This window comes from Haliea sp. (assembly GCF_040221975.1).
In the GTDB taxonomy this organism is placed as follows: Bacteria; Pseudomonadota; Gammaproteobacteria; order Pseudomonadales; family Halieaceae; genus Haliea.
Window position 1 is genome coordinate 108,212 of record NZ_JAVJWR010000029.1, and the last position, 22,263, is coordinate 130,474.

The 22,263-nt window shown below is 54.4% G+C and carries 14 protein-coding genes; 8 read left to right on the forward strand and 6 right to left on the reverse strand.

The genetic code is table 11. The features are described from left to right. Positions 1-51: 51 nt before the first annotated feature. The 5 genes from RLO07_RS12445 to RLO07_RS12465 all read right to left on the reverse strand — a co-directional run bounded on the left by RLO07_RS12445 (position 52) and on the right by RLO07_RS12465 (position 6,174). Positions 52-1,011 carry a threonine dehydratase gene (locus RLO07_RS12445; protein WP_350132487.1) on the reverse strand — a complete coding sequence of 320 codons (960 nt, stop codon included), beginning with the start codon at positions 1,009-1,011 and terminating at the stop codon, positions 52-54. Then, a complete protein-coding gene (locus RLO07_RS12450; RefSeq protein WP_350132490.1) occupies positions 1,005-1,697 on the reverse strand; it encodes an aspartate/glutamate racemase family protein in 693 nt (230 codons plus the stop codon). The genes RLO07_RS12445 and RLO07_RS12450 overlap by 7 nt, the downstream gene beginning before the upstream one ends. 51 nt (positions 1,698-1,748) lie before the next feature. Continuing rightward, the gene (locus tag RLO07_RS12455; protein WP_350132493.1) at positions 1,749-4,076 is read right to left on the reverse strand and encodes a penicillin acylase family protein; all 2,328 of its coding nucleotides are present in this window, start codon (positions 4,074-4,076) and stop codon (positions 1,749-1,751) included. Between the two features lie 54 nt (positions 4,077-4,130). Beyond that, on the reverse strand, positions 4,131-5,177 hold the full coding sequence (locus RLO07_RS12460) for a succinylglutamate desuccinylase/aspartoacylase family protein (protein WP_462292480.1): 1,047 nt from the start codon (positions 5,175-5,177) through the stop codon (positions 4,131-4,133). Between the two features lie 85 nt (positions 5,178-5,262). Continuing rightward, the gene (locus RLO07_RS12465; protein ID WP_350132499.1) at positions 5,263-6,174 is read right to left on the reverse strand and encodes a LysR family transcriptional regulator; all 912 of its coding nucleotides are present in this window, start codon (positions 6,172-6,174) and stop codon (positions 5,263-5,265) included. A 92-nt stretch (positions 6,175-6,266) separates the two neighbouring features. Here RLO07_RS12465 and RLO07_RS12470 point away from each other — a divergent pair, with 92 nt between their 5' ends. The 8 genes from RLO07_RS12470 to RLO07_RS12505 all read left to right on the forward strand — a co-directional run bounded on the left by RLO07_RS12470 (position 6,267) and on the right by RLO07_RS12505 (position 21,350). After that, on the forward strand, positions 6,267-7,661 hold the full coding sequence (locus tag RLO07_RS12470; RefSeq protein ID WP_462292481.1) for a spinster family MFS transporter: 1,395 nt from the start codon (positions 6,267-6,269) through the stop codon (positions 7,659-7,661). 72 nt (positions 7,662-7,733) lie between these two features. Continuing rightward, positions 7,734-9,956 (forward strand): TonB-dependent receptor, encoded by a 2,223-nt coding sequence (locus tag RLO07_RS12475; RefSeq protein ID WP_350131810.1) that lies wholly within the window; start codon positions 7,734-7,736, stop codon positions 9,954-9,956. A 90-nt stretch (positions 9,957-10,046) separates the two neighbouring features. Next, complete coding sequence (locus tag RLO07_RS12480) at positions 10,047-13,421, forward strand: amidohydrolase family protein (RefSeq protein WP_350131807.1); 3,375 nt, start codon at positions 10,047-10,049, stop codon at positions 13,419-13,421. Then, entirely contained in the window at positions 13,390-14,874 is a 1,485-nt protein-coding gene (locus RLO07_RS12485) for an APC family permease (RefSeq protein ID WP_350131804.1), read from the forward strand. The genes RLO07_RS12480 and RLO07_RS12485 overlap by 32 nt, the downstream gene beginning before the upstream one ends. Positions 14,875-14,892: 18 nt before the next feature. Continuing rightward, positions 14,893-15,780: a beta-keto acid cleavage family enzyme gene (locus RLO07_RS12490; protein ID WP_350131801.1), complete on the forward strand. Its 888-nt coding sequence runs from the start codon at positions 14,893-14,895 to the stop codon at positions 15,778-15,780. A 12-nt stretch (positions 15,781-15,792) separates the two neighbouring features. Next, a complete protein-coding gene (locus RLO07_RS12495) occupies positions 15,793-16,875 on the forward strand; it encodes a Gfo/Idh/MocA family protein (RefSeq protein WP_350131798.1) in 1,083 nt (360 codons plus the stop codon). Positions 16,876-17,004: 129 nt separating this feature from the next. Further along, positions 17,005-19,818, forward strand: coding sequence for a TonB-dependent receptor plug domain-containing protein (locus RLO07_RS12500; RefSeq protein WP_350131795.1), 2,814 nt, complete (start codon positions 17,005-17,007; stop codon positions 19,816-19,818). Between the two features lie 98 nt (positions 19,819-19,916). Then, positions 19,917-21,350 carry an aldehyde dehydrogenase family protein gene (locus RLO07_RS12505; protein ID WP_350131793.1) on the forward strand — a complete coding sequence of 478 codons (1,434 nt, stop codon included), beginning with the start codon at positions 19,917-19,919 and terminating at the stop codon, positions 21,348-21,350. A 73-nt stretch (positions 21,351-21,423) separates the two neighbouring features. On the opposite strand, the gene RLO07_RS12510 is transcribed toward RLO07_RS12505, so the two are convergent. Further along, positions 21,424-22,251, reverse strand: coding sequence for an acetoacetate decarboxylase family protein (locus RLO07_RS12510; RefSeq protein WP_350131790.1), 828 nt, complete (start codon positions 22,249-22,251; stop codon positions 21,424-21,426). Positions 22,252-22,263: the final 12 nt, after the last annotated feature.

Consider the following 22,263-nt stretch of genomic DNA (forward strand, 5'->3'; position numbering starts at 1 on the left):
CTGTCGGTGACGGCTGGCGTGTGTTTGGCTCGCGCCGGCTGTAATGATTTTTCAGCACAGTCGGTTAGCCAGCTGTGATAGCAATGAGCTGTCCAGGTTTCCGCCGCTCAAGACTACAGCAATCTTTTTCCCGCGCATCCGGTTTCGTTCCTGCCATAGTGCTGCAAGGGCTGCGGCACCTGAAAACTCGGCCAGGTTATGGGTTGTCTTGAGGAAAAGGGCTGTCGCATCAAGGATCTCGTCGTCAGTGACACGTACGATCCGTTCCGCTCGGCTGCAGATCAGGTCAAGCACTCCAGGATCTGGCGTTCGGCAGGCTAGCCCATCCGCGACTGTGTTTGCGGTTTCAGTTGGCACCACTTTGCCTGCGTCGAAAGACAAGGCATAACTGGCTGCAGTTGCAGCGACGACTCCAATAACCTTTGTCCGGCTGTTCAGCAGGTCCCGGACAAGAAGAGTGGCGCTGATCCCGGACCCCATGCCTATGGGTACGTAGATAGCGTCAAGGTCCGGTTTCTGCCGCAGGATTTCAAGTGGATAGGATGCAACCCCCATCAACAGCTGCGGGGTGAAGGAGCGCACCATGTGCAACCCCTCATTCTCAGCTTTGGCGATGGCGAACTCACGCGCCTCCTGATAATCATTTCCATGTTCGATAATGGTACCGCCATGGGCGCGCATGGCTTCATTCTTTTCTGCACTGTTGTTATGTGGAACGATAATAAAAGCAGGAATATCGAATACGCGCGACGCGTAAGCTATGCTCTGCCCGTGATTTCCGCGGGTGGGTGCGATCACGCCCTTTATACCGGGATGTGCACGCTTGAGCTGATCAATGTAGGTTAAACCACCGCGGAGCTTGAAACAGCCGATGGGTGTATGGTTTTCATGCTTGATCCAAACATCGGTTCCGACAGCTTCGGCAAGTAGTGGCCAACTGTATAAGGGAGTTGGTCCCAGATGCTGATAAACAAGTTCTGAAGCGTCTTCAATCTGTTTCAGGGTTAACATAAGGCCATCTTTACGGCGAATTGTGCATGAAGCCGGGTTGTATCGAAAAGCGGGATAGCGGTATCTTTTTGAGTGACGAGGAGGCCGATCTCCGTGCATCCAAGAATTACTCCCTGCGCCCCATTATCGGCCATGTGCGTGATAATGGAGAGGTAGGCGTCTCTAGAAGATGGACTCACGGTGCCCTGAGAGAGCTCTTCATAGATGATCCGGTGAATGGTTTCCCGTTCCTCCAGATCGGGAACCATGACATCAAGACCATACAGCTTTTGCAGATAACCTTTGTAGAATTCCTGCTCCATTGTGAAAACTGTGCCAAGCAGGGCAATACGGGTTAGCCCCGCTTCAGCAATAGCGTTTCCGGTTGGCTCGGCAATGTGCAAAAACGGGATGGATATCGCAGAGCTGATAGTATCGGCGACCTTGTGCATCGTGTTTGTGCACAGTAGCAACATATCAGCGCCTGCACGTTCAAGGGCGACGGCTCGTTCAGCAAGACGGTAGCCTGCGCCGGCCCAGTCTCCTGTGCGCTGCATTTCCTCGATCTCCGAGAAATCTACGGAGTAGAGAAGCAATTCAGCCGAATGCAGACTGCCTTTAATTTCTCGGACAGCTTCATTGATCAGGCGGTAATACAGAGCTGACGATTCCCAGGTCATGCCACCGAGAAGACCGATAGTTTTCATTCGTTTAACTCCGTTATCGGACTGAAGAAATAACGATCCGGCTCTCTTGTGTCAGGGTAGAGTTTGCAGAACTTTCATCTCTTTAATGTGGCCCTTTAAATCAGAGAAGTCGAACCTGTTGGATTTCATTCTTGTATTGGTAAACAATTGTAGCTGATCGGCATAATGGGTTGACGTCGGATCATTGCTGTGGCCGAAGGCAAGCAAGCCATAAGACTTAACTGGTTCCGAAAAACCAACAACGAAGGGTACGCGCGCACCTGCATTCAGGACACGTTTCGTAGATCCTTCAGGTCTCTGATATATGTTCGCATGTAGTGCGGCCCTGACGCTGACGGTGTGGCCATTCAGCACCAGAGGGCGATGATTGATAAGATCTTTGCCGACGGCAATCACCGCGCCCCCCGATTTCTCGCTATGATTGCCACGTATGACCCTGTGAGCGTCACCAAAGACGAGATCTGTTGTGCCGAAATCGGTGATCAGAGCGTGATAGGCAGAATCAATGGCGTTGGCCACGGCAAGCGAGCGTTCCGGTGTCAGTTTTTCCCCACCCTCCACAGTCAATACGATCTCGTCCACTTGGTCAGGTGCCGTTTCGATCAGTGCTTCACGGAAATAGACATGATAAAGCGCGCCCTGGCTGTTTGTATCAAAACGGCCATTGAAGTTACCAAGCGCGGCCACGAATTGTCCATGCGCTGGTGACTGATGTCGGAACTCTGGCATATACATATGGAGAGCATTGGTGAGGGTTGCGCCCCAAAGATCGGTGCCGATGATCTTAGTGTCGAGCGCAATATCAATGGCGTCGTTGAAAGTTAGTTTACGATCCTGGTCCAGGAGCTCTATGAGTCGCTGTTGCCGTCCATTGATCTGCCCCTCCCGAAAGGCGAAATATTCCGGGAAATCCCGTGCATGAAGGAGGGGTGCCGGGTACATCATGTCGGGGCTGACGTTGGTATTCGCAATATAGCCGGGCGCTGGGTTACGAAGCCTAACCAGATCTTCGACGGGATGAATTCCCGCCCATGCGGTAGCAGAACTGTTGCCATCCAGCAGTTGATGAACGAAAGCATCGTCTTTTCGAATGGGAACCCTGCCAGGTCGAATATAGAGGATCGTGCCATCGCGCCCGCCCGCTAGCATGTTGGCAGGATAGATTTCCCTTGCTGCCAGGGCATCCATGAACTCGTCACCGGTGCGCGCCTTTGCCATTTGATAATACTGTTGATCAGCAAATCCGGCACGGCCGCTATAGGCGGAACTGGCCACATATGCCTCTGTTCCATCGCGCTTGACAACCAGGGAGCGAACACCATTGTGACCGGTGTATTCGAAAGCACCTGTAACCGGCTCGTCATCTTTTACGTTAATGGTATAAGGGGTGCTGATAATCTCATTGTTCTCGCCATCAAATCTGTATGTTGCCGGATTGTCGCTTTCAGTCTTTACAGCGTAACAGTCACCGGTATGGCGGGGGCCTTCTGTCCAGCCCCAACCAAAGGAATCGGAGTGGCCAAGAACCATGGAGATCGCGCCGGTAAAATCATGGGCGAGGACGTCAAGATCTCCAGCCTTCATGCGCCATGTATAGAACATGGGACCATTGGCCATGATGCCCCCGTGGGAGTCGGAAGAAAATATAACATCGCCAGTGGCGGATCGCTCTGGAGACACGGCCCAGGCGTTTGACGCCATATCGGCATTTTCCTCCGCCGTCATTGCCAGAGTGGTCTTATCGTCAACAGATAGCTTGGCAGAGCAGGCTGCGGCGGGGTCGCCACTGGTTAACGCGGCATAAACCGCCAACGGCATGGCGGCCTCAAGCTTTGGTGCCCACGCCGGTACTGTCTCCGGGTTATCCTTCATATATTGCCAGATCCCCGCCGTGAAAGCCTCCACATTGGTTCGATAGGCGCCAGATAGTTTGGGCAAGTTGTTACGGGCGTCCTCGAGGTAACGCCCCTGCATCATTCTGAGGTCGGACGCGACCGGGTCCTGAAGCCCGGCCTGAAGTTCGTCGCTTAAGTCTGATTCATCAGTCGAGGATGGACTGCGGCCGAAGACTTCTGCGGATCGCCCCTGAACTATCACGTAAGTCAGAAGAACCTGTGTAAGTCGGTCCTCCCCCAGCGCATAACCCAGACCGAAATATCCGTCGCGCTCGGTATTGGCATAGATGTGTGCCAAGCCCCATTCATCCCGCATCAGGCGTACAGAGCCGGCCGGTGGAGATACCGATTGCGCCGTTAACATATCCTCGGCCTTGATCGAAGAACCATTGGCCCCCAACAGGACGATAAAGAATGGCGCGGAGAGAAACGCCCGCGTGCGAGCCATTGCTGTTCTTATCCAACCTCGATCCAAAACTGTCATGGTCCCGTTCTCCTTTTGTGCGCCACAGGAATAAACTTCGAACCTGGGTCGGTCTCAAGGCCTGCTCTTTGAGAAGGCAATTGACCCAATCCAATAACCCTCACGTGCAACATGGGAAGATTTTCGCATCATGATATAGCCGCTCTGTGGCGCCTTGATGTCCGCCTTCTTGCGGCCATAGAAGTCTCTGACTGTACCAATATTCATTCCAGCCTCGACCCAGTCTCCGGGAGCAAAGTCTTTTTCGATGATTCCAGACGCGGGTGCCTCAATCCATTCATAGCTGTCCAGACTAATCTGTCTTGCAGGGCGTTTACTCTCGCCGTCCAGCATGCCAAGGAGCCTGGCTACTGCCAGAATTCCATTCTGGTGCCATTTGACAGAGGCCTGATCCGTCATGCCGAAATCTCCGGCTTCCGCAACCAGCCCCACCTTTCCAATACTCCCGAGAGCTGTGCAACAACGGCCCGGCTTGCCCATGCTTTCGTGCGCCAATGCCACTACAAGCTCAGTCTCAAAACAGGCCGCGACATCCATGATCCGTTTATCCAGTGCCTCGTCGCCGGTGTGTTGCACTACTACATACCGGGTCATTTGCTCATCCATGTCCCCGCCATGCAGGTCCAAAAGAACATTCGCATTCTCCGCCCATTCGCAGACAAGGGAATAGGCCAGTGCATCGTTGAAGCTTCCATTGGGCGCCCCAGGATAGGACCAGTGAAGATCACGGCCTTCTGATGGCGGGGTCACCAGGGTGTATTTATAAAGGTTGTGGGTACTAACGGCCGGGATTATAGAGATCGATCCCCTGAGATGATCAGTCTCTATCAGGTTTGCCAAGACCGTGGCCGCCTGAATACTGGAGGCTTCATTGATGTGGACACCGGCCATAATGCACAAATGCGGGCCGGGCCGGAGGCTGCCGATTTCAATTAACGGGCAAGTGTGGCCCCTGAGGACAGGATGATCGAAACCAATGGTTCCAAAGCGAAGTCCTTCGCGCGGACTGGCGGTGAAATCGGTGATCACTGCAAGCAAGCTCCAAATTACCTGACATTGAGTATTGCCAATCGCGATACCGCACACGTCGAGCAATTTCAACTAGCGTACTCCGACTTGCATATTGGTCAAATGATTAGAGCTTATTCCTTATATGAATAAATTTAATGTCAGATCAGATGGGGTGTTACATTCCCATGGCTTTGGGAGATTGCCTTCTGATTTCGTCGACCAGGTCGAGAAAGGCTCTTGCGGCAGGTGAAAGTGACTGTTCGGATTCCATTGCAAAGGCTACACGGCGCAGGATCGCAGGCCTTATAGGCAGTACTCTTAGATCAGATGTGGCTTCACTGGCCAAGGCATAGGCCGGCATAATCGAGAAGCCGGCTTTTTGATGAACAAGCGACAGTACGAGATGAGCCCCGTGGGTAGTCATACGGGCCGCTATTCTGGGCTGGATACCTGCGGACTGAAAAGCGGCCTCAATGAGTGGGCTGCACGCTCCGCTGGGATAGATAAATGGTATGTTGGCAAACTGTGCGAGATTGGTCTCACTGTCCGTATCCGGCGCTATTTCCTCCGAGATAATGATACAGAGCTCGTCTTCGAAAAGCGGAAATGTCGCAATAGACGCACAGGGAAGGTTGACCATCCCCAGATCCACCTTGCGTTCTCGCAGCGCAGAGAGCGAAGTTTCATCGGCGAGTTCGAGGATCTCAAGATCGATGGCGGGGTATCTTCGTGAGAATTCTGCGAGAGCATCACCCAAGATCCAGTTGACCGCGCTGGAAAAGCACGCCAATCGCAGGCGACCAGACATAAGTGCAGCTTCACCTCGCACGGCATGCTCCAAACGCTCCAGATGAACTAACGCGATCCTGGCCTCTTTTATGGCGAGCTTGCCTGCAGCAGTGGGAACCGCTCCTTCGCGTTGACGCTCGAAAAGCGGCGTCCCAAATTCTTGCTCCAACTGCATGATGGAATGGCTTACGGCCGACTGTGTCCGGCTCAAACGTTCCGAGGCAAGAGTGAAGCTTCCGGTGTCATCTACGGCTATGAGCGCTCTGAGTTGCGCCAGAGTAATATGAGAAAGTTTCATATTTAGTATTATCTATATAAATTTGACATATGGCAAGTTGAGCTAGATGCTTCAGTGTAATCGGCGTTGATCCAAAGCTGCAGGGAAACGGGATGACAACGCAGTTGACAAGCCGCTGGAGGATATCCGGGTTGTTGAAAGGCCAAGCTCAGAACAGAATGTCGGATGTCTTGCGTCGCGCCCCGTTTTTAGCGGTGGGGCTGCTTACAGCGGCCTATATCCTCTCCTACTTGGATCGCACAATTATTCTGCTATTGGTTGGCCCGATCCGCGAGGACCTTGGAATCAGTGATACGCAGTTCAGCCTCCTGCACGGCTTCGCTTTCGCTATTTTTTATACGCTTGCAGGAATTCCCATTGGATATCTCGCGGACAGGGGCGACCGACGGCTTATCATTACAGCCGGTCTGGCTGCCTGGAGCGCCATGACTGTCGCTTGTGGGCTGGCAAGAAATTTCTGGCAATTCTTTGCCGCTCGAGTAGGCGTTGGTGTCGGCGAGGCCGCGCTTTCTCCTGCCGCATATTCCCTCATTACTGATCTTGTTCCGCGTCGTCAGGTCGGGCGAGCTCTCGGGGCCTACGGCGCCGGTGTCTATATTGGAATCGGCGCCACCTTTATTTTCGGGGGTTGGCTGGTAGACAAGCTTGTGGCCTCCGGCGGCTTAACCTGGTGGTGGCTGGCATCATTGTTACCCTGGCAGCAGATCATGATACTTGTCGGCTTGCCCGGGCTGATCCTTGCAGTTGCCATTTTCCTTTTGTTGCCTGAGCCCAGGAAGGGGATAGCCACCACTGGGCAAGGTCCAGCACTCGATGCACCCCGGCTGACCCAATATCTCCGGGACAACTGGCAGTTTATCGCCAGCCTGTTCGCGGGCTTTGCTTTTGTCTCTCTGCTCTTCAATGGCTATGTAGCCTGGATGGCCGAGTATTTTCTGCGTACGCACGATTGGAGCAAGGCATACACCGGTTTCTGGCTGGGCATCATCATGCTGGTCTGCGGCCCGCTTGGCATGGCGGCTGGCGGTTGGGCGACGGACTGGCTGGCGCGTGAGCGCCCTACAACGGCTTCTCTCCACGTTGCAATGTGGGGTGCTGTTGCCCTGTTACCCTGGCCGCCGATGGCGACACTTGTTGATAGTGCAGAGTTGAGCGCCATGCTGATCGCCCCTATTGTCTTTTTCTCCTGCTTTTGCTTTGGCCCGGCGATCGTTGCCTTGCAGATGACTACGCCAGTTCGGTTGCGGGCTCAGCTTTCTGCGCTTTACCTGTTTGTTGTCAATATATCCGGGATCGGTTTTGGAGGGACGGCGATAGCACTGGTTTCGGACAAAATTCTGCTGGACGAGGCACGCATTGGTGAAGCGATGGCGATTGTCGGCAGCGTTTCGATCGTGCTTGCCGTCATTTTCCTGGCAACGGCGCGTCGTCTTAAATTAGAACAGCGGGGCAACGCCGTGGCGGCTGAGCGCCTGTCCAGCACCTGAAGTCAGATTGTTGGGGCCTGCAGATTGCAGATGCATGGGCAGCTAGCCCATCTTGTTCGGGAGGACCGATCTATGAAGAAAAATGACAAGTCGGAAAAGCAGCAAGTGATATCGGTGGCGTCTACCTTCTTGGTGGCGCTACTCGCACAAGGAGTCCTTGGCTCGGCTGCAAGTGCACAGGACGCCGTCCTGGACGAGATTGTGGTAACTGCCCAGAAGAGGTCGGAGTCACTGCAATCGGTGCCGCTTTCGATTTCCGCTCTCACCGGAGATGATCTTGAAAAGATTGGTGCCAAAACCTTCGTTGATATGGCCAATTCCATCCCCGGTCTCTCCTATATTGACGGCGGTGGTGACGGGATCCGGCCGGTGGTCCGGGGTGTGAGCTCCTTTCTCGGCACGCCGACCGTTGCCGTCTACCTGGACGAGGCGCCAATCCAGATTCGCCAGATGTTCGGCGGATCCGGGGGAACCTTTGACATCCGGCTCATAGATATAGAGCGGGTTGAAGTGCTCCGGGGTCCTCAGGGCACTCTTTATGGTGGCAGCTCCATGGGCGGTGCCATCCGCTACATAATGGCCGAACCCAATCTAAACGAGATTGAAGGCAAAGTGCGTACGGAACTTTCAGCCACAAAGAATGGGTCAGAGAGTTACGAAGCTGCAGGCGCCGTGAGTATTCCGATTGTTCAGAATAGGCTGGCTGCCCGTGCGAGTGTTGCCTACCGGCAGCAGGGCGGATTTGTGGATCTTTTTGATCAACAGAGCCCGCCCCAGCTCATCGAAAAGGACATTGATGATTTTGAGACCATGACGGCCCGTGCTGCCCTTCGTTTTGCTCCAGCTGAGAATATCGATATCACCCCCTCCATTTTCTATCAGAAGGTGGAGGGTGATGGTTTGTCCCTGTTCAACAGCAGTCTGGGGTTTCCGAATACGGACACCATTTATGACGAGACCATGCGTGATCGCATGGTGCTTGCATCGCTTGATGCATCGATCAGCTTCGGTTCCATTGAATTGACCTCGATCACATCCTATTCGGACCGTACTTACAGACGTGTTCAGGATACCAGCCGGTCCCTGATTGACTCCGGCTTTCCGGCAGCGCTTGGACCGTTCAGGAATAATGCTATTCAGGATTATGAGATTTTTACACAGGAAGTCCGACTTCAGTCGCTGAACGAAGACTCCATGTTCGACTGGTTGATCGGTATTTACTATTCGGACAGCAAACTCCGTGGCGTTCAGCCTGTGGAAGCTTTTGGTCTGGGAGGCCAGGAATTCTTTACTGCCGATAACGAATCCCAGGAAGACCAGGTCGCCGGTTTCGGTGAAATCTATTTTCGACCAGTCGATAAGTTGACACTCACTGCGGGTATCCGCGTAACGGATATCGACTCACGCTTTCTGAGAAGTTCTGCAGGTGTGGCGGCAGGTAATCCGCCACCACCGCCCCTTGATATCTCGCGGACCGACAAGCCGGTCGCTCCCAAGTTCAATATTTCCTATGAGATCAATGATGACAGCCTCGTCTATCTCCAGGCGGCGCGCGGTTTCCGACCCGGTCTGCCATCCGGAATCACCCCAAATACCTGTGATGCCGAACTTGCTGATCGCGGGCTGAGGCCTCAGGCGGGAATAGGTCCCGACAAGCTTTGGACCTACGAAGCGGGTGCGAAGGTCTCGGTGGCCGACAATCGGGCCCGGATAAATGCTTCCGCTTATTACACAGATTGGACAGACAAGCCCGAATCGATCTCGTTACTCACTTGCGGCTTCAGGATTTTTGCCAATGTGGGCAAGGCGAAGATTCAGGGCGTTGAAATCGAAGCGCAATTTGCCCTCACCAATAGCGTGACATTAACAGCAAATCTTTCTCATTCGAATGCAGAGTATGCGACGACGGAGGCATCTACCGGATTCGTTGACGGAGATCCGCTGCCGAACGTTCCGGACTGGACGGCGGCGGTGGGCGGCCAGTATGAATTTGAAGTCTCGGACATGACCGGGTTCGCACGTTTTGACCTCGTGTACCGGGACAAGGCCGCTCTTGGGTCAGTTCAACCGGGGTTTGTCTCGACGATTACGCCCTATTCAGACTCCTATGAGTATCTGAACCTGCGGACGGGTCTTGAAAAGGAAAAATGGACCTTATCGCTGTTTGTGAACAATGCGTTCAACAGCCATCCGGTCGTGCAGCGTTCCGCCTGGACCCCCGTGTCCCGTACGCAGGATCGTATTACAACCATTCGTCCCCGCACCATCGGTATTGCGGCTGGATATAATTTCTGATTTCCATAGGTTTTCAAACTGTATGAGAGGGAGCCTCCCTCACACCTCTTTTTTGGCATAGGCTTTGTGCGGACGCGACTGGGAGTGGATATGGTAAAGTGCCTTTTTCGAAATATCGCTTCGCGGACACTTCTTGCTCTCACTGCATGTGTTGCACTTTCCTACTTTGGCGTGGTTCACGCATCGGATCTTGAAAGTGTCGCTGAGTTCCTCGCACACAAAGCTGATCCTGAATGGGACGTTACCAGGGCGCGCGGAAAAACCCGCACGATCGACTTCACCACTGACGAGGGCACTTGGATGTCGGTGGACATCTCGCCAGATGGGAAGTCTATTGTTTTTGACTTGTTGGGCCACATCTACCAGATGCCTTCGCATGGCGGGAAAGCAAAGGCCCTCACACAGTCAAGCGGTGTCGCCCTCAATTATCATCCCCGGTATTCGCCTGATGGAGAGACCATCGCCTTCATCTCTGACCGGGCTGGTCAGGCCAATCTCTGGCTGATGGATGCCGATGGAGGCAATCAACGGCCGTTATTTATCGATCCGGTTAGCCGAATCACAAGTCCAGCCTGGTTGCCTGATGGCTCGTCTGTCGTCGCGGTGAGGGAGTTCCCGACTTATTCCATGCATCGCCGTTCCGCACGTATATGGCGCTTTCCTGTGGATGACGGCGCCGATGCTCCCGAAGAGCTCGTTGGCATGCCGTCGGGGACTCAGGCCTATTGGCCTTCGCCGTCATCTGATGGCCAACATGTCTATTTTATGTCGAGCACCTTTGCAGAGCCGCTCCACGGATTGCAGCGGAACCAGCACATTCGACGTCTGGAACTGAAGTCAGGGGCGGTTTCAATCGTCACTCAGCCTACCGCCGAGCGTGAATACCGGCTCGGCACCAACAATGAACTTGCTCCCGAAGTCTCGCCCGATGGCCGTTGGCTGGTCTACGCGAAGCGGGTTCCCGGGGCGAGTATATCGTTACGCGGTCATACCCTGAATGAACATAATGCGCTCTGGTTGCGCGATCTGAAGACCGGTGAAGAGCGGATTCTGACGTCACCCATAGCCCTTGATATGCAGGGTGCCCATGGTATGAAGAATTTGCGCATTCTCCCGGGCTATTCCTGGGCCGGAGACTCGAGGTCGCTGATTTTCTGGGCAGGTGGCAAAATTCAGCGTGTCACGATTGACGGAGAGCGTCAGACCATCCCGTTCGAAGCGCGGGTACTGCGTGTGGCCAGCGAAAAAATCCGTGCCGATGGGGGACTTGATGAGAAAACAGTCGCAAGTCGTAATATCCGGTGGCCAGGCGTCAGTCAGTCTGAACAGCGAATCGTCTTCGAGGCTGTGGGAGAAATCTGGACAGCTCCTCTAGATCGCTCCACCGTTGAGGCCGAGCCTCTTGTTCGCTGGACTCCAGAGCAGGCGTATTTCATGCCCGATCTCTCGCCTGATGGGCGGAAGGTTACCTTCGTCGGCTGGAATGACCAGAAGCTGGCAACCATTCTGACCTGTGACCTTGCTCGGTGCACACCGCAGGTGAGGAGTAGCGAAAAAGCGGTCTATCTTTATCCCGTCTGGGCCCAGGATGGCTCAACACTTTATGCCTTCCGGTCGCGATTGTCTGATCCGGTTCGTGTGGCGTCAGGCGACGCCACGATATTTGATCTGGTGGAAATGAAGCACGGTAAAGAAAGGGTCATCGCACCCGGTATCCGTCCGTCCCCCTTGTCGCGTGGCCCCAGCGGTCGTATTTTCCTTACCATCCGCGAAGGGGACGTACCAGTCCAGAAACGCCTGGCGACGGGTCAGAAGATCACGGCGGGACGCAGCATTCTCGCATCAACGAACCCTGAAATCGGCGACTTGCGTCGCCATGCCGCTTTCCCATCGGCAACAGTCGCCCATCCATCCCCGGACGGTACGCACGTGGCGTTTGCCGAGGACTATGAAATTCATGTGGGGCCGCTGTTGCGCAGTCAGGCAGCATATAAACGTGGCGAAGCCATGCATTGGGTCGGCGAAGAACTGCCTCAACCCGTGATCAAGGAAAAAGCAGAACATGGCGTAACTCCCGTCAGCTTTGGGGGCGGAATTCACCCGAGGTGGATCGATCGCAACAGGATCGTGTATGCGTCAGGCAATCGGGTACAGATCTTCAATGTTGCGAGTGGAAAGCTGACAACTACGGAAATCAAAGCCGAAATTGCGAAACCTGTGCCTGACGAGAATACCTCTATCGCTTTTGTCAATGCACGCGTCATTCCGATCACCGGGGAGAAGGTGATTAACCGGGGCACAGTCGTTGTTGAAGGTGCTCGAATTACTTGTGTGGGAACATGCAATACTGATGGCGTGGTCCGCGTTATCGAAGCAGAGGGAAAGACCATCATTCCGGGCTTTGTTGATGTGCACGGGCATGGCGGATTCCGGGACAAGGACCTTTTCCCCCAGCACTTGAGCCCTCAGGCCCTCTACCTCGCCCATGGGGTGACAACGACCCTGGATCCATCGGTTCCAAGTGACCAATTCTTTCCCGTCGCCGAACTCATTGCGGCAGGGCGGATCCTGGGCCCCAGAAGTTATGCCACCGGGGAAGCCTTGATGCCGCAATCCCCCAGGACGGGGCCCGCGAATAGCAGGGAGGCTCAGGCTTTGGTGGATCGGCTGGCAGGCTATGGGGCGCGGTCAATCAAGATTTTCCTGACGCCGCGGCGTGATCAACGCCAGATGCTTGGAGAATGGGCCCGCAAGCACGGTTTATCCGCGACCAATGAGGGCGCCGATCTTTATTACAACGTGGGATCCATCCTTGACGGCCACACTGGCTTTGAGCATCCCATGCATTATCTGACGCTCTATAGAGATGCGACGGAGTTCTTTGGTAGAGCAAAGGCTGTCTATTCACCCACACTGATCGTTGCTGGCGCCGGGCGCTGGGCCGAGGAATATCATAAGAGTCGGGCGGACCTATGGAATGATCCGATCATGCGGCGTTTCCTGCCCTGGCAACAGCTGGCCCTGCACCGTGAGACAGGTGTTCACTCCTTGAAGGAGTACAGCTTCCCTTTTATTGCCGATGGTGTGAAAGCCATTCGTGACAAAGGCGGACTTGCTGCCATCGGTGGGCATGGAGAGCTCTGGGGTCGTGATTCCCATTGGGACGTCTGGACCTATGCGTCAGCCGCGGCACCGATTGAAGTCCTGACCATGGCGACCTATGACGGGGCCTATATGCTCGGTCTTGAAGACGAGATCGGCTCCCTCGAAAAGGGCAAGGTTGCCGACCTTATGGTGCTTGAGGGAAATCCGCTTGACGATATCCGTAATACCATCCGCCTGGCTTATGTGATGAAGTCCGGCGTGCTCTATGACGCGCCCACGCTGGACAGGGTCTGGCCGACTGAGCGCAAATATGGAGTACCCCCCTGGTATGAAGCCGATGTCTTCGACCGTGAAAATTGATCCGGGCAGAACAAGCATAAAACGGGAGCAGCTGGAGCGCGTCATCTCCTTCCAGGACTATATCGCTATCGGCTTCGGAGCGATGATTGGCGTCGGCTGGGTGATGTATGCCGGAAAATGGCTGGAACAGGGCGGCGTGCTGGGGGCCGCTCTCGCCTTCGTGCTGGGAGGCCTGCTGCTCGTTCCCATCGGAAAATGCTATGCGGAGTTGACATCCGCCCTGCCGCTGGCGGGTGGTGAGGTGGCGTTTACCTACAAGGCGTTTGGTCCTGCAGTGTCGTTCATGACAGCCTGGCTTTTATCGTTGAATTATGTCGCCGTAGCGCCATTTGAGACTATCGCCATAGGTGCGCTGTTTGAGGCGATTTTCCCCGCTCTGGCAAGGGAGGCTCTCTACACCTTGGGGGGCTACCCCGTTGCATGGTCAACAATCTTGCCAGGTGTTGCCGCCGGATGCTGGGTGGTCTGGATAAACTGGCGGGGGGCCAAGGACATGGCCCGGTTTCAGACACTGGTGACGGCAGGCCTGTTGATCTGCACCCTGTTATTTTGTGCCGCGGCTTTCCTCAAAGGCGATGTGGGAAACCTGAAGCCCCTGTTTGCCGGTACGGGCAGCTTATGGGTCACAGTCCCGGCTTCTATTGCCTCGGTCATCGTGGTGGTTCCCTTTTTTCTCTCGGGGTTTGACTGCATCCCGCAAGCAGCGGAGGAGGCTGGGCTTAAAGTGCAGCCACGCAAACTCGGTACAGCCATTGTGTCGGTGCTTCTGGTGGGTACTGCGTTCTATGTAATCATCATCCTGGCACTTGGCCTTAGCACAGATAGCACGAAATTGAGCGAGATCCTTGCCCAGAAAGCCATGCTTCCCATGGCCGAGGTGTTCCGCGTCAGTTTCGGCTACGAATGGGCGGCAAAGCTGGTTCTTGTGGCAGCACTTTTTGGGCTCCTGACTACGCTCAACGGTCTTTTCATGGCTGCAACGCGGCTGTTGTTTGCCCAGGGACGCGGCGGATTATTGCCCCACTGGTTCGCGGCCGTACACCCTGTTCATCATACACCCATGAACGCCATATTGTTTGTCGGCAGCATTGCGATTATCGGCCCTTTTATCGGCAAAACTGGTCTTTCCGTCATTGTAAGCAGCGGCGCCACGGTGTTTACAATGGCACTAGTTATAACCGTTGCGGCGGCTTTACGCCTGCGCCGCACCTGCCCGGAAATGAAACGTCCTTACCGGATCGGTCTCCCAACGATGTGGCTGGCGCTTTTGGTTGGGGTCTTTCTGGTCCTTCTGATGGTGGTCCCCGGAAGCCCTGGCCAGCTTGGCCCTACCGAATTTGCGGTCATCGTGATCTGGGCTTCCACTGGCGTGCTCTTCAACTATCTCCGACGTCGCCACCGAGATCTCAGCATCCGGGAACAAAATTACCTGATCCTTGGCGCCTACAAGTAAGTCAAGAAGTGAGGAAACATGAGTCGTAAAGTTATTCTTACATGTGCCGTTGTTGGCGAGAACAAGTACAACAGAGCGCATCCCAATTTTCCTGTAACACCGCAGGAGATCGCAGACGCTGCTCTGGAGGCAGAGGAGGCAGGGGCATCCTGTGTTCACCTCCATGTGCGAGATCCTGTGACAGGTGATGGTAGTCGGGATCCGGATTTGTTCTACGACATGGCCACCCGCGTTCGCGAAAACGGCGTAAAGGCGGTCATGAACGTAACATGCGGAGGGGGAGGGATCCTGCGTCCTGACCCGGAAGATGAGAGTCGCGCGGGTCCGGGGTCGGATATAGCCAGTGCGGATGAGCGGGTAAGACACATTGAATTGATCCGACCTGACATCTGCTCACTAGATGTGACAACACAGAACCAGCAGGACGGCGATACGCAGTATGTTTATCTAAATACCGAGTTTACGCTTCGCAAGATGGCCCGCCGTTTCCAAGAGCTTGGTGTAAAGCCGGAGATCGAGGTTTTTGCCCCAGGTGACGTTCTCTTGGCCAATCAGATGTTCAAGGAGGGTCTGTTCGAGTCGCCCCCCATGTACCAGATTGTAATGGGGACCCTCTGGGGGCTGCCAGCGACGCCGGAAACTCTGCTCTATATGAAAGGCCTGCTGCCCCCGGATGCCATCTGGGCTGCATTTGGTATTGCGCGCATGCAGATGCCGATGGTCGCTCAATCTGTGCTGCTGGGTGGTAATGTGCGTGTCGGGCTGGAAGATAATCTGTATCTGAGTCGGGGCGTGTTTGCCACCAACGGTCAACTTGTAGAGCGTGCGAAAACGATCATAGAGTACCTCGGTCATGAGGTTGCGACCCCCGCGGAAGCGCGGCGGATGCTGGGTATCGGTCCATAGGCCGGACTGATCGTGACGGGGCACAGAATTACTGTTGGCGTGATTGGACTCGGGGGAGTAGGGCAACTCCACCTGCAGGCGATCGCTTCTTTGGGGTGTGTAAAGCTGGTATCAGTTTGCGATAGGGACCAATCTGTTCTCGAGGAGGTCTCAACGAGTTTTCGAGCCAAACCTTATGCCAGTTATCAAGACCTGCTACAAGCAGGTGGCATTGATCTCGTGCTTGTTTTAACCCCGGCTGCTACCCATCGCGAAATAGTTGAGGAGTCGGCAAGGCAGGGCGTGAACGTGTTGTGCGAAAAACCGCTTGCCACGACTCTGGACGATGCCGTGGCTATGTTGGAGACTTGCCGGAAGGAAGATGTGAAGTTTTTCTACGGTTCTTCCTATAGGTATCTACCGGCAATACGCAAGGCCTATGACCTTATAAGATCGGGTGCAATCGGGAACGTTCAGTTGCTAACGGAACAGCTGGCGGGTGGTAACGGTCTTCCGGGTTATCGACAACTTAGTCCTGCACATTATCCGTTGGGTGGGCCAGGCGGCGCAGGTATGGGATTGATGGATCACGGAATCCATCTTGTCGATATATTTTCCTGGTTTGTCGGTGAGGAGATTGAGAAAGTTGAGGGTCAGGGGCAAATTTCTGGAGCAGCCCCGATACCGGAGTATATGACCATGGTCTTTCCTTGTGGGGCCGTCGGCCATCTTGTCTATTGCGCTGCAACGTTCAGTACTGCAGTTCCAAATGAGGGAATGTTCAGTAACGGACAGGGATGGCTTGCCGATGGAAGTATTGGCGAAGCAGGACACTGGCAGAACGAGCCTGGATCAATTTCCGTATATGGTGACGCCGGCTCGCTCAGGATATTCCAGTACACGAATGCCCTATTTCTGAATGATGAAAATGGGCCACGGCAGATTTCCCTGGAAGGCCGGCCGGCTTTTGGTCATTTTGCGACACAGATTGAGGCATGTGTCGCCGCACTGCTTCACGATCAGGATCCTCCAGTGACTGGCGAAGCTGGATTAAACGCGCTCGGGGCCATCCTTGCAATCTATCAAAGCGGTCCCTGCACGTATCCCCCAAGGTGAGGTATGAAGGGGGTCGCCTGCGTTTCAAAGTCTAGGGTTATTTATTCAATACTACGCATAAGACAACATAGAAATAAATAGAGAATACTGCCTCCACCATAATCCTTACTACAGAAATGGGGGCACACAATGCGTCGATACGGTCACGTAAAAAAATCACGACTGGAAAACACCTCTGGGTTGTCTACGAGCGTAATCGCGCTCTCCGCCGCAGTGGCTGCAGCAACATCTTCTCTGCCGACCATAGCAGCGGAGAAACAGGCGGAAAAGAATGTTCTTGAGGAAATCTCCATCACCGCCAGCCGTATTCAACGTAGCGGGTTCTCGGCCCCGACACCCACCACGGTGTTTAACCGAGATTTCCTCGATGCGCGCGCGGAGACTTCACTCGGAGACGTGTTGAACGAATCTCCTCAGTTTTTTGCTTCACGCTCGCCCGCAGCTAATACACTGAACGCCAACATCGTTGGCGCGAATTTTATGGATCTGCGAGGTTTTGGACCGAACCGCACCCTGGTTCTGCTTGATGGTCGCCGCGTGGTGCCAACCACGGACGGAAACCTGGTGGATTTGAATCTCTTTCCGTCTGCCCTGGTCGAACGCGTTGAAGTGGTAACCGGCGGTGCTTCTGCCGCATGGGGCTCTGATGCCGTGACAGGTGTCGTAAACGTGATTCTTAAATCCGACATGGACGGGTTCGAGGGATCGATTCAGACCGGGCAATCAGAGGTTGGAGATGCTGAAGAGTACAAGGCCTCTCTTGGGTGGGGTGGCTCGTTTGCAAATGATCGCGCCCGTATCATGGTAGGGGCTGAACTCTTTGAGACCAAGGGGGTGGTTGATCAGAAATCAAGATCCTGGGCACGAGATGAATGGCAGTTGGTTCAGAATCCGAACTTCGGGATGGAGGGGGAACCCCAGTTCATTACCGCATCAAATGTCAAAATTCTGCCTTCGACGCGCGGTGGTTTCATCACCAGTGGCCCGTTGGCTGGCACTCAGTTTGGTGAGGGCGGCGTTCCCATGTCGCGTGAACTTGGTACCCCGTCTGGCTTGTTCATGATTGGTGGCGATGGCGTCAATCTTGGTGCTGATACCTCGACCTATCAGCCGGTCGAACAGCATGCGGCCTTCTCCCGATTCGAATATGATATTACACAAAACGTCACGGGTTTCGTTGAAGGGTCCTGGGGCAAGAGTGGTAGCGAGAACGCCATCCTGGAGCCATGGAACTTTGGATCTCTTGTGATCACCGCTGACAATGCGTACCTGCCAGACAGCATCCGGCAAACGATGATGGATCAAGGTATCCCGTCCTTTACGATGGGGCGTCTTTACACCGATCTCGGGGCGATGGCCACTGACACCTGGGCAGAAACCTACCGGATTGCTGGCGGGGTACGCGGTAAGATCGGAGACAATTGGTCATGGGATGCCTATTATGAGTATGGCAAGACCAAGAACAACACGGATCTCTTCAATAACCCGAACGTGGCCAGATGGTCCTTGGCGCAGGATTCTGTGATAGATCCGAACAATGGGCAGGTCGTCTGCCGGTCGACGCTGATCGACCCCAGCAATGGCTGTGTGCCTCTGAACGTTTTCGGTCCCAACGCCGCAACCGACGCGGCGCGTGATTACATTCTCGGAACGGCAAGCCGCGCTGTGCGATTTGAGCAGCATGTGGCAGCTTTGAGCGTCCAAGGCGAAGCGTTCGATAACTGGGCTGGCGCGGTCAGCGTTGCAGCCGGTATAGAGTATCGGGAAGAGGATATCGTGGCGACCGCGGATGAGTTGTCCCTTGAGAATGCGTTCTTGATCGGAAATTACAAGGGTCTTACCGGCTCCCGTGATGTCAAGGAGGTTTTTGTTGAGACGATAGTGCCGCTTCTCGCAGACAAGCCTTTTGCGAAAGGCATTGACCTCAACCTTGCAGGGCGGGTGACCGACTATAGTCTTAGCGGCACCGCAACGACTTGGAAGGCAGGCCTGAACTACCAATTAAATGACGAACTGCGCTTCCGCGGCACGGTGTCGCGGGATATCCGTGCGCCCAATATGAACGAGCTTTTCAGTCCCGGTGGTATGCTGTTTGCGACGGTGTTTGATCCATTCAATCAGGAAAGCGTCACTATCCGCCGATTTACCCAGGGTAACGTCGACCTTGATCCCGAGGAGGCCGACACCCACACCCTGGGCGTGGTATACGAGCCTCGGTGGCTCGAAGGTTTCCAGGCATCATTCGACTACTATGACATAGATCTCGGAGGAGCTATTGCCCAGCTCGGAATTCAGTCGACTATCAACCGTTGTTTCGAGGGGGCGACGGACCTCTGTCAGTTCCTGACCCGTGACGAGAGCGGTTCACTCGTGTCATTGCTCCAAACGAACTACAATCTCGCGAGCCAGAAGACGTCGGGCTTTGATCTGGAATTGGGATACACGGTCCAGATGTCGGATCTGATTGGTGGTGCAGGCAATGGTAGCATCTCGTTTCGTTTGGTAACTACCTATGTCGACGAACTGATTTTCGACGATGGCAATGTAGTTGAGGATCGAGTTGGGAGCCTTTCCCAGGAAATAGGCGGGGGACTGCCTCAATGGCGTGGAACGGCGAGCGTGACGTACTCGAACGGTCCACTTACCTATTTCCTGCAGGGAAGGTATATCGGCGGCGGGAAATACGACAGTACCTTCGATGAGACAGACATTGACGACAATGATGTTCCAAGCGTGGTCTATCTCGATACTACCCTGGCCTACGATATTCTTCAGAATGACGATGGCGAATCACGGCTACAGGTTTTCGCAACCGTCAACAATCTGCTTGATGAAGATCCGCCCCTTGTCCCGACATCGTTCTTCGTGCCGCGCGCGACCAACGGCATACTTTATGACGTAATCGGTCGCCGCTTTACAGCAGGTATCAGGTTCAATTTCTAGGCAGGACAGAACTTGTTCTCAGGGGGTGTGCTCTGAGATTGATCCACCGTAGGGGTTCAGAACCCTTCGGTGGATCATTTTTTTGTAGGGAGAGCTAAGTGGACTTTACTAAGTTGTTTTATATTGACGGAAAGTGGGTTGATCCGGTCGGTACGACACAGATACAGGTTGTAAACCCTGCAACCGAGAATTCTATAGCGGATGTTGCGCTGGGGGCAGAAGAAGATATCGATAGGGCAGTCAAGGCCGCGCGTCGTGCATTCAGTAATTACTCTGCAACGTCTCCTGAGCAGAGAGTGCGACTTCTGGAGCGAATTCTGGAAGCATACCAGGAACATGTCGAGGAGCTGGCACAGACACTGACAAGTGAAATGGGGGCCCCGATTTCCTTTGCACGACAAGCCCAGGTGCCTCTTGGCATGGCGCATCTTCGTAAAATGATAGAGGTTCTGCGCAGTTATGAATTTGAGTATGCCAAGGGTTCGAGCCTGATCGTTGAGGAGGCGATTGGCGTATGTGGGTTGATCACGCCGTGGAACTGGCCAATCAACCAGATCATGTGCAAGGTGGTTCCGGCCCTGGCAGCAGGATGCACAATGGTATTGAAGCCCAGCGAGGTTGCTCCCTTGAATGCCATAATACTTGCCCGAATATTCGACCAGGCCGGAGTTCCCGAAGGCGTTTTCAATATGGTGCAGGGCGAGGGCGCAATCGTTGGTGAGGCAATCTCATCGCATCCCGATATTGACATGGTGTCCTTTACCGGGTCCACTCGAGCGGGAGTTCTCATTGCGAAGTCCGCCGCCAATACCGTCAAACGGGTGCATCAGGAGCTTGGCGGCAAGTCCGCCAACATTATTTTGCCGGATGCAGACCTCAAGACTGCGGTTACAAGAGGTCTGCATGGCTGCTACCGGAATGCTGGCCAGACCTGTACTGCTCCAACCCGTATGTATGTTCACCGCTCGCAGCTATCGGATGTCATAAAGATCGCCCAAAAGGCGGCGGAGCAGATCACGGTAGGCGATCCGACAAATGAAATGGTGGAGTTGGGCCCGCTTGTTAGCGACGTCCATTACCAAAAGGTTCAGGCCATGATTAAACGTGGTTGCGATGAAGGGGCCGAGTTGGTTAGCGGTGGTCCAGGACGGCCCGAGGGCCTTGAGCAAGGATATTTCGCACAGCCCACCATATTTGCCAGAGTAACGTCGGACATGACCATAGCACAAGAGGAAATCTTTGGCCCGGTACTCTCGATCCTGAGCTACGACAATGAGGAGGAGGTCATCAGCCTGGCCAATAGCTCGAACTATGGTCTTGCAGCATATGTGCAGTCGAGCAACCTGAAGCGCGCGCGCAACGTGGCCCGCCGGATGCGTGCGGGCAGTGTGCAGATCAACTATCCGCCTTTTGACGCGGGGTCTCCTTTTGGCGGTTACAAACAATCTGGAAACGGTAGAGAATATGCCGAGTTCGGTCTGGCCGAGTATCTGGAAGTCAAGGGACTTGTAGGCTACGCCCCTGCGGAATAGAAGCAGAGGAGCGGATAAAAAATTGGAGGGAGGGTTTGCTCCCTCTCTCAAGGCGTTGTTTCATACGAGTAGGTCAGTCCAGCCGACGCTGGCCATATAGGTCATATCCACCTTTGCTACGAATAAGAGTTGCAGGAAGAAATTCACGGATCGTAATACCGGCTAAACCATTTACGATGTGAAATAGCGTCGGTAGTTCCTGAAATGAGGCACAGTGGAAACTGAGTTTTCCCGATCCGATCTTTGCCTCCTCAACCCTGCCCGGATCCGGTGCCGGCGGCGTTAGAGTGGGATAGGCCACGTCCAATTCCCCCCATTCGCCGGTCCGCGGGAACGATTTGAGATGCATTGTTCCTTCGTTTCGGGGAAGTCCGTCCGGTATTGCGGGTACGTTTTCCGTCTTCAGTCCAGTCAGTTGCATGTGTGCGAAGCTGAAACCGTCCCAGGCGGCATAGAGGGAGATATTGGGCAGGGTCAGATCGGTGTCCGGAATGTCGGCGTAAAGTTTGGCGAAACCGAGTTCCTCCCGCCCACTGATTATGGGATCTGCCATGTTTTCCCAAAGCACGGCCATGAAGTAACCATAAGTTACTTTTTCCTTGCCTTTGTGCCGTGCAGGCAGTTTCACTGCGACTATGTTATAACCGCGCCCCGCCAGCCAGGGAAGATTGCGCAGAAACTGCCATTCGACCACTAGAAGCGGGTTCCCCGCGAGTTCGAAGGGCGCTGGCAGAAGCTTCACAAGTAGATCGGGCTCTACTAGCATGGGAAGGGTTACAACAGTACGCGTCGAGTTGGACCAGTCATGGCGTTGCCCATCTGGCGTTTGGCGGGGGCCTGGCATTGGACCGAATGCGGTTGGCATCCTGAACAACGATTTGTCAGTCTTCTTGATAGACATTTTGACTCCTGT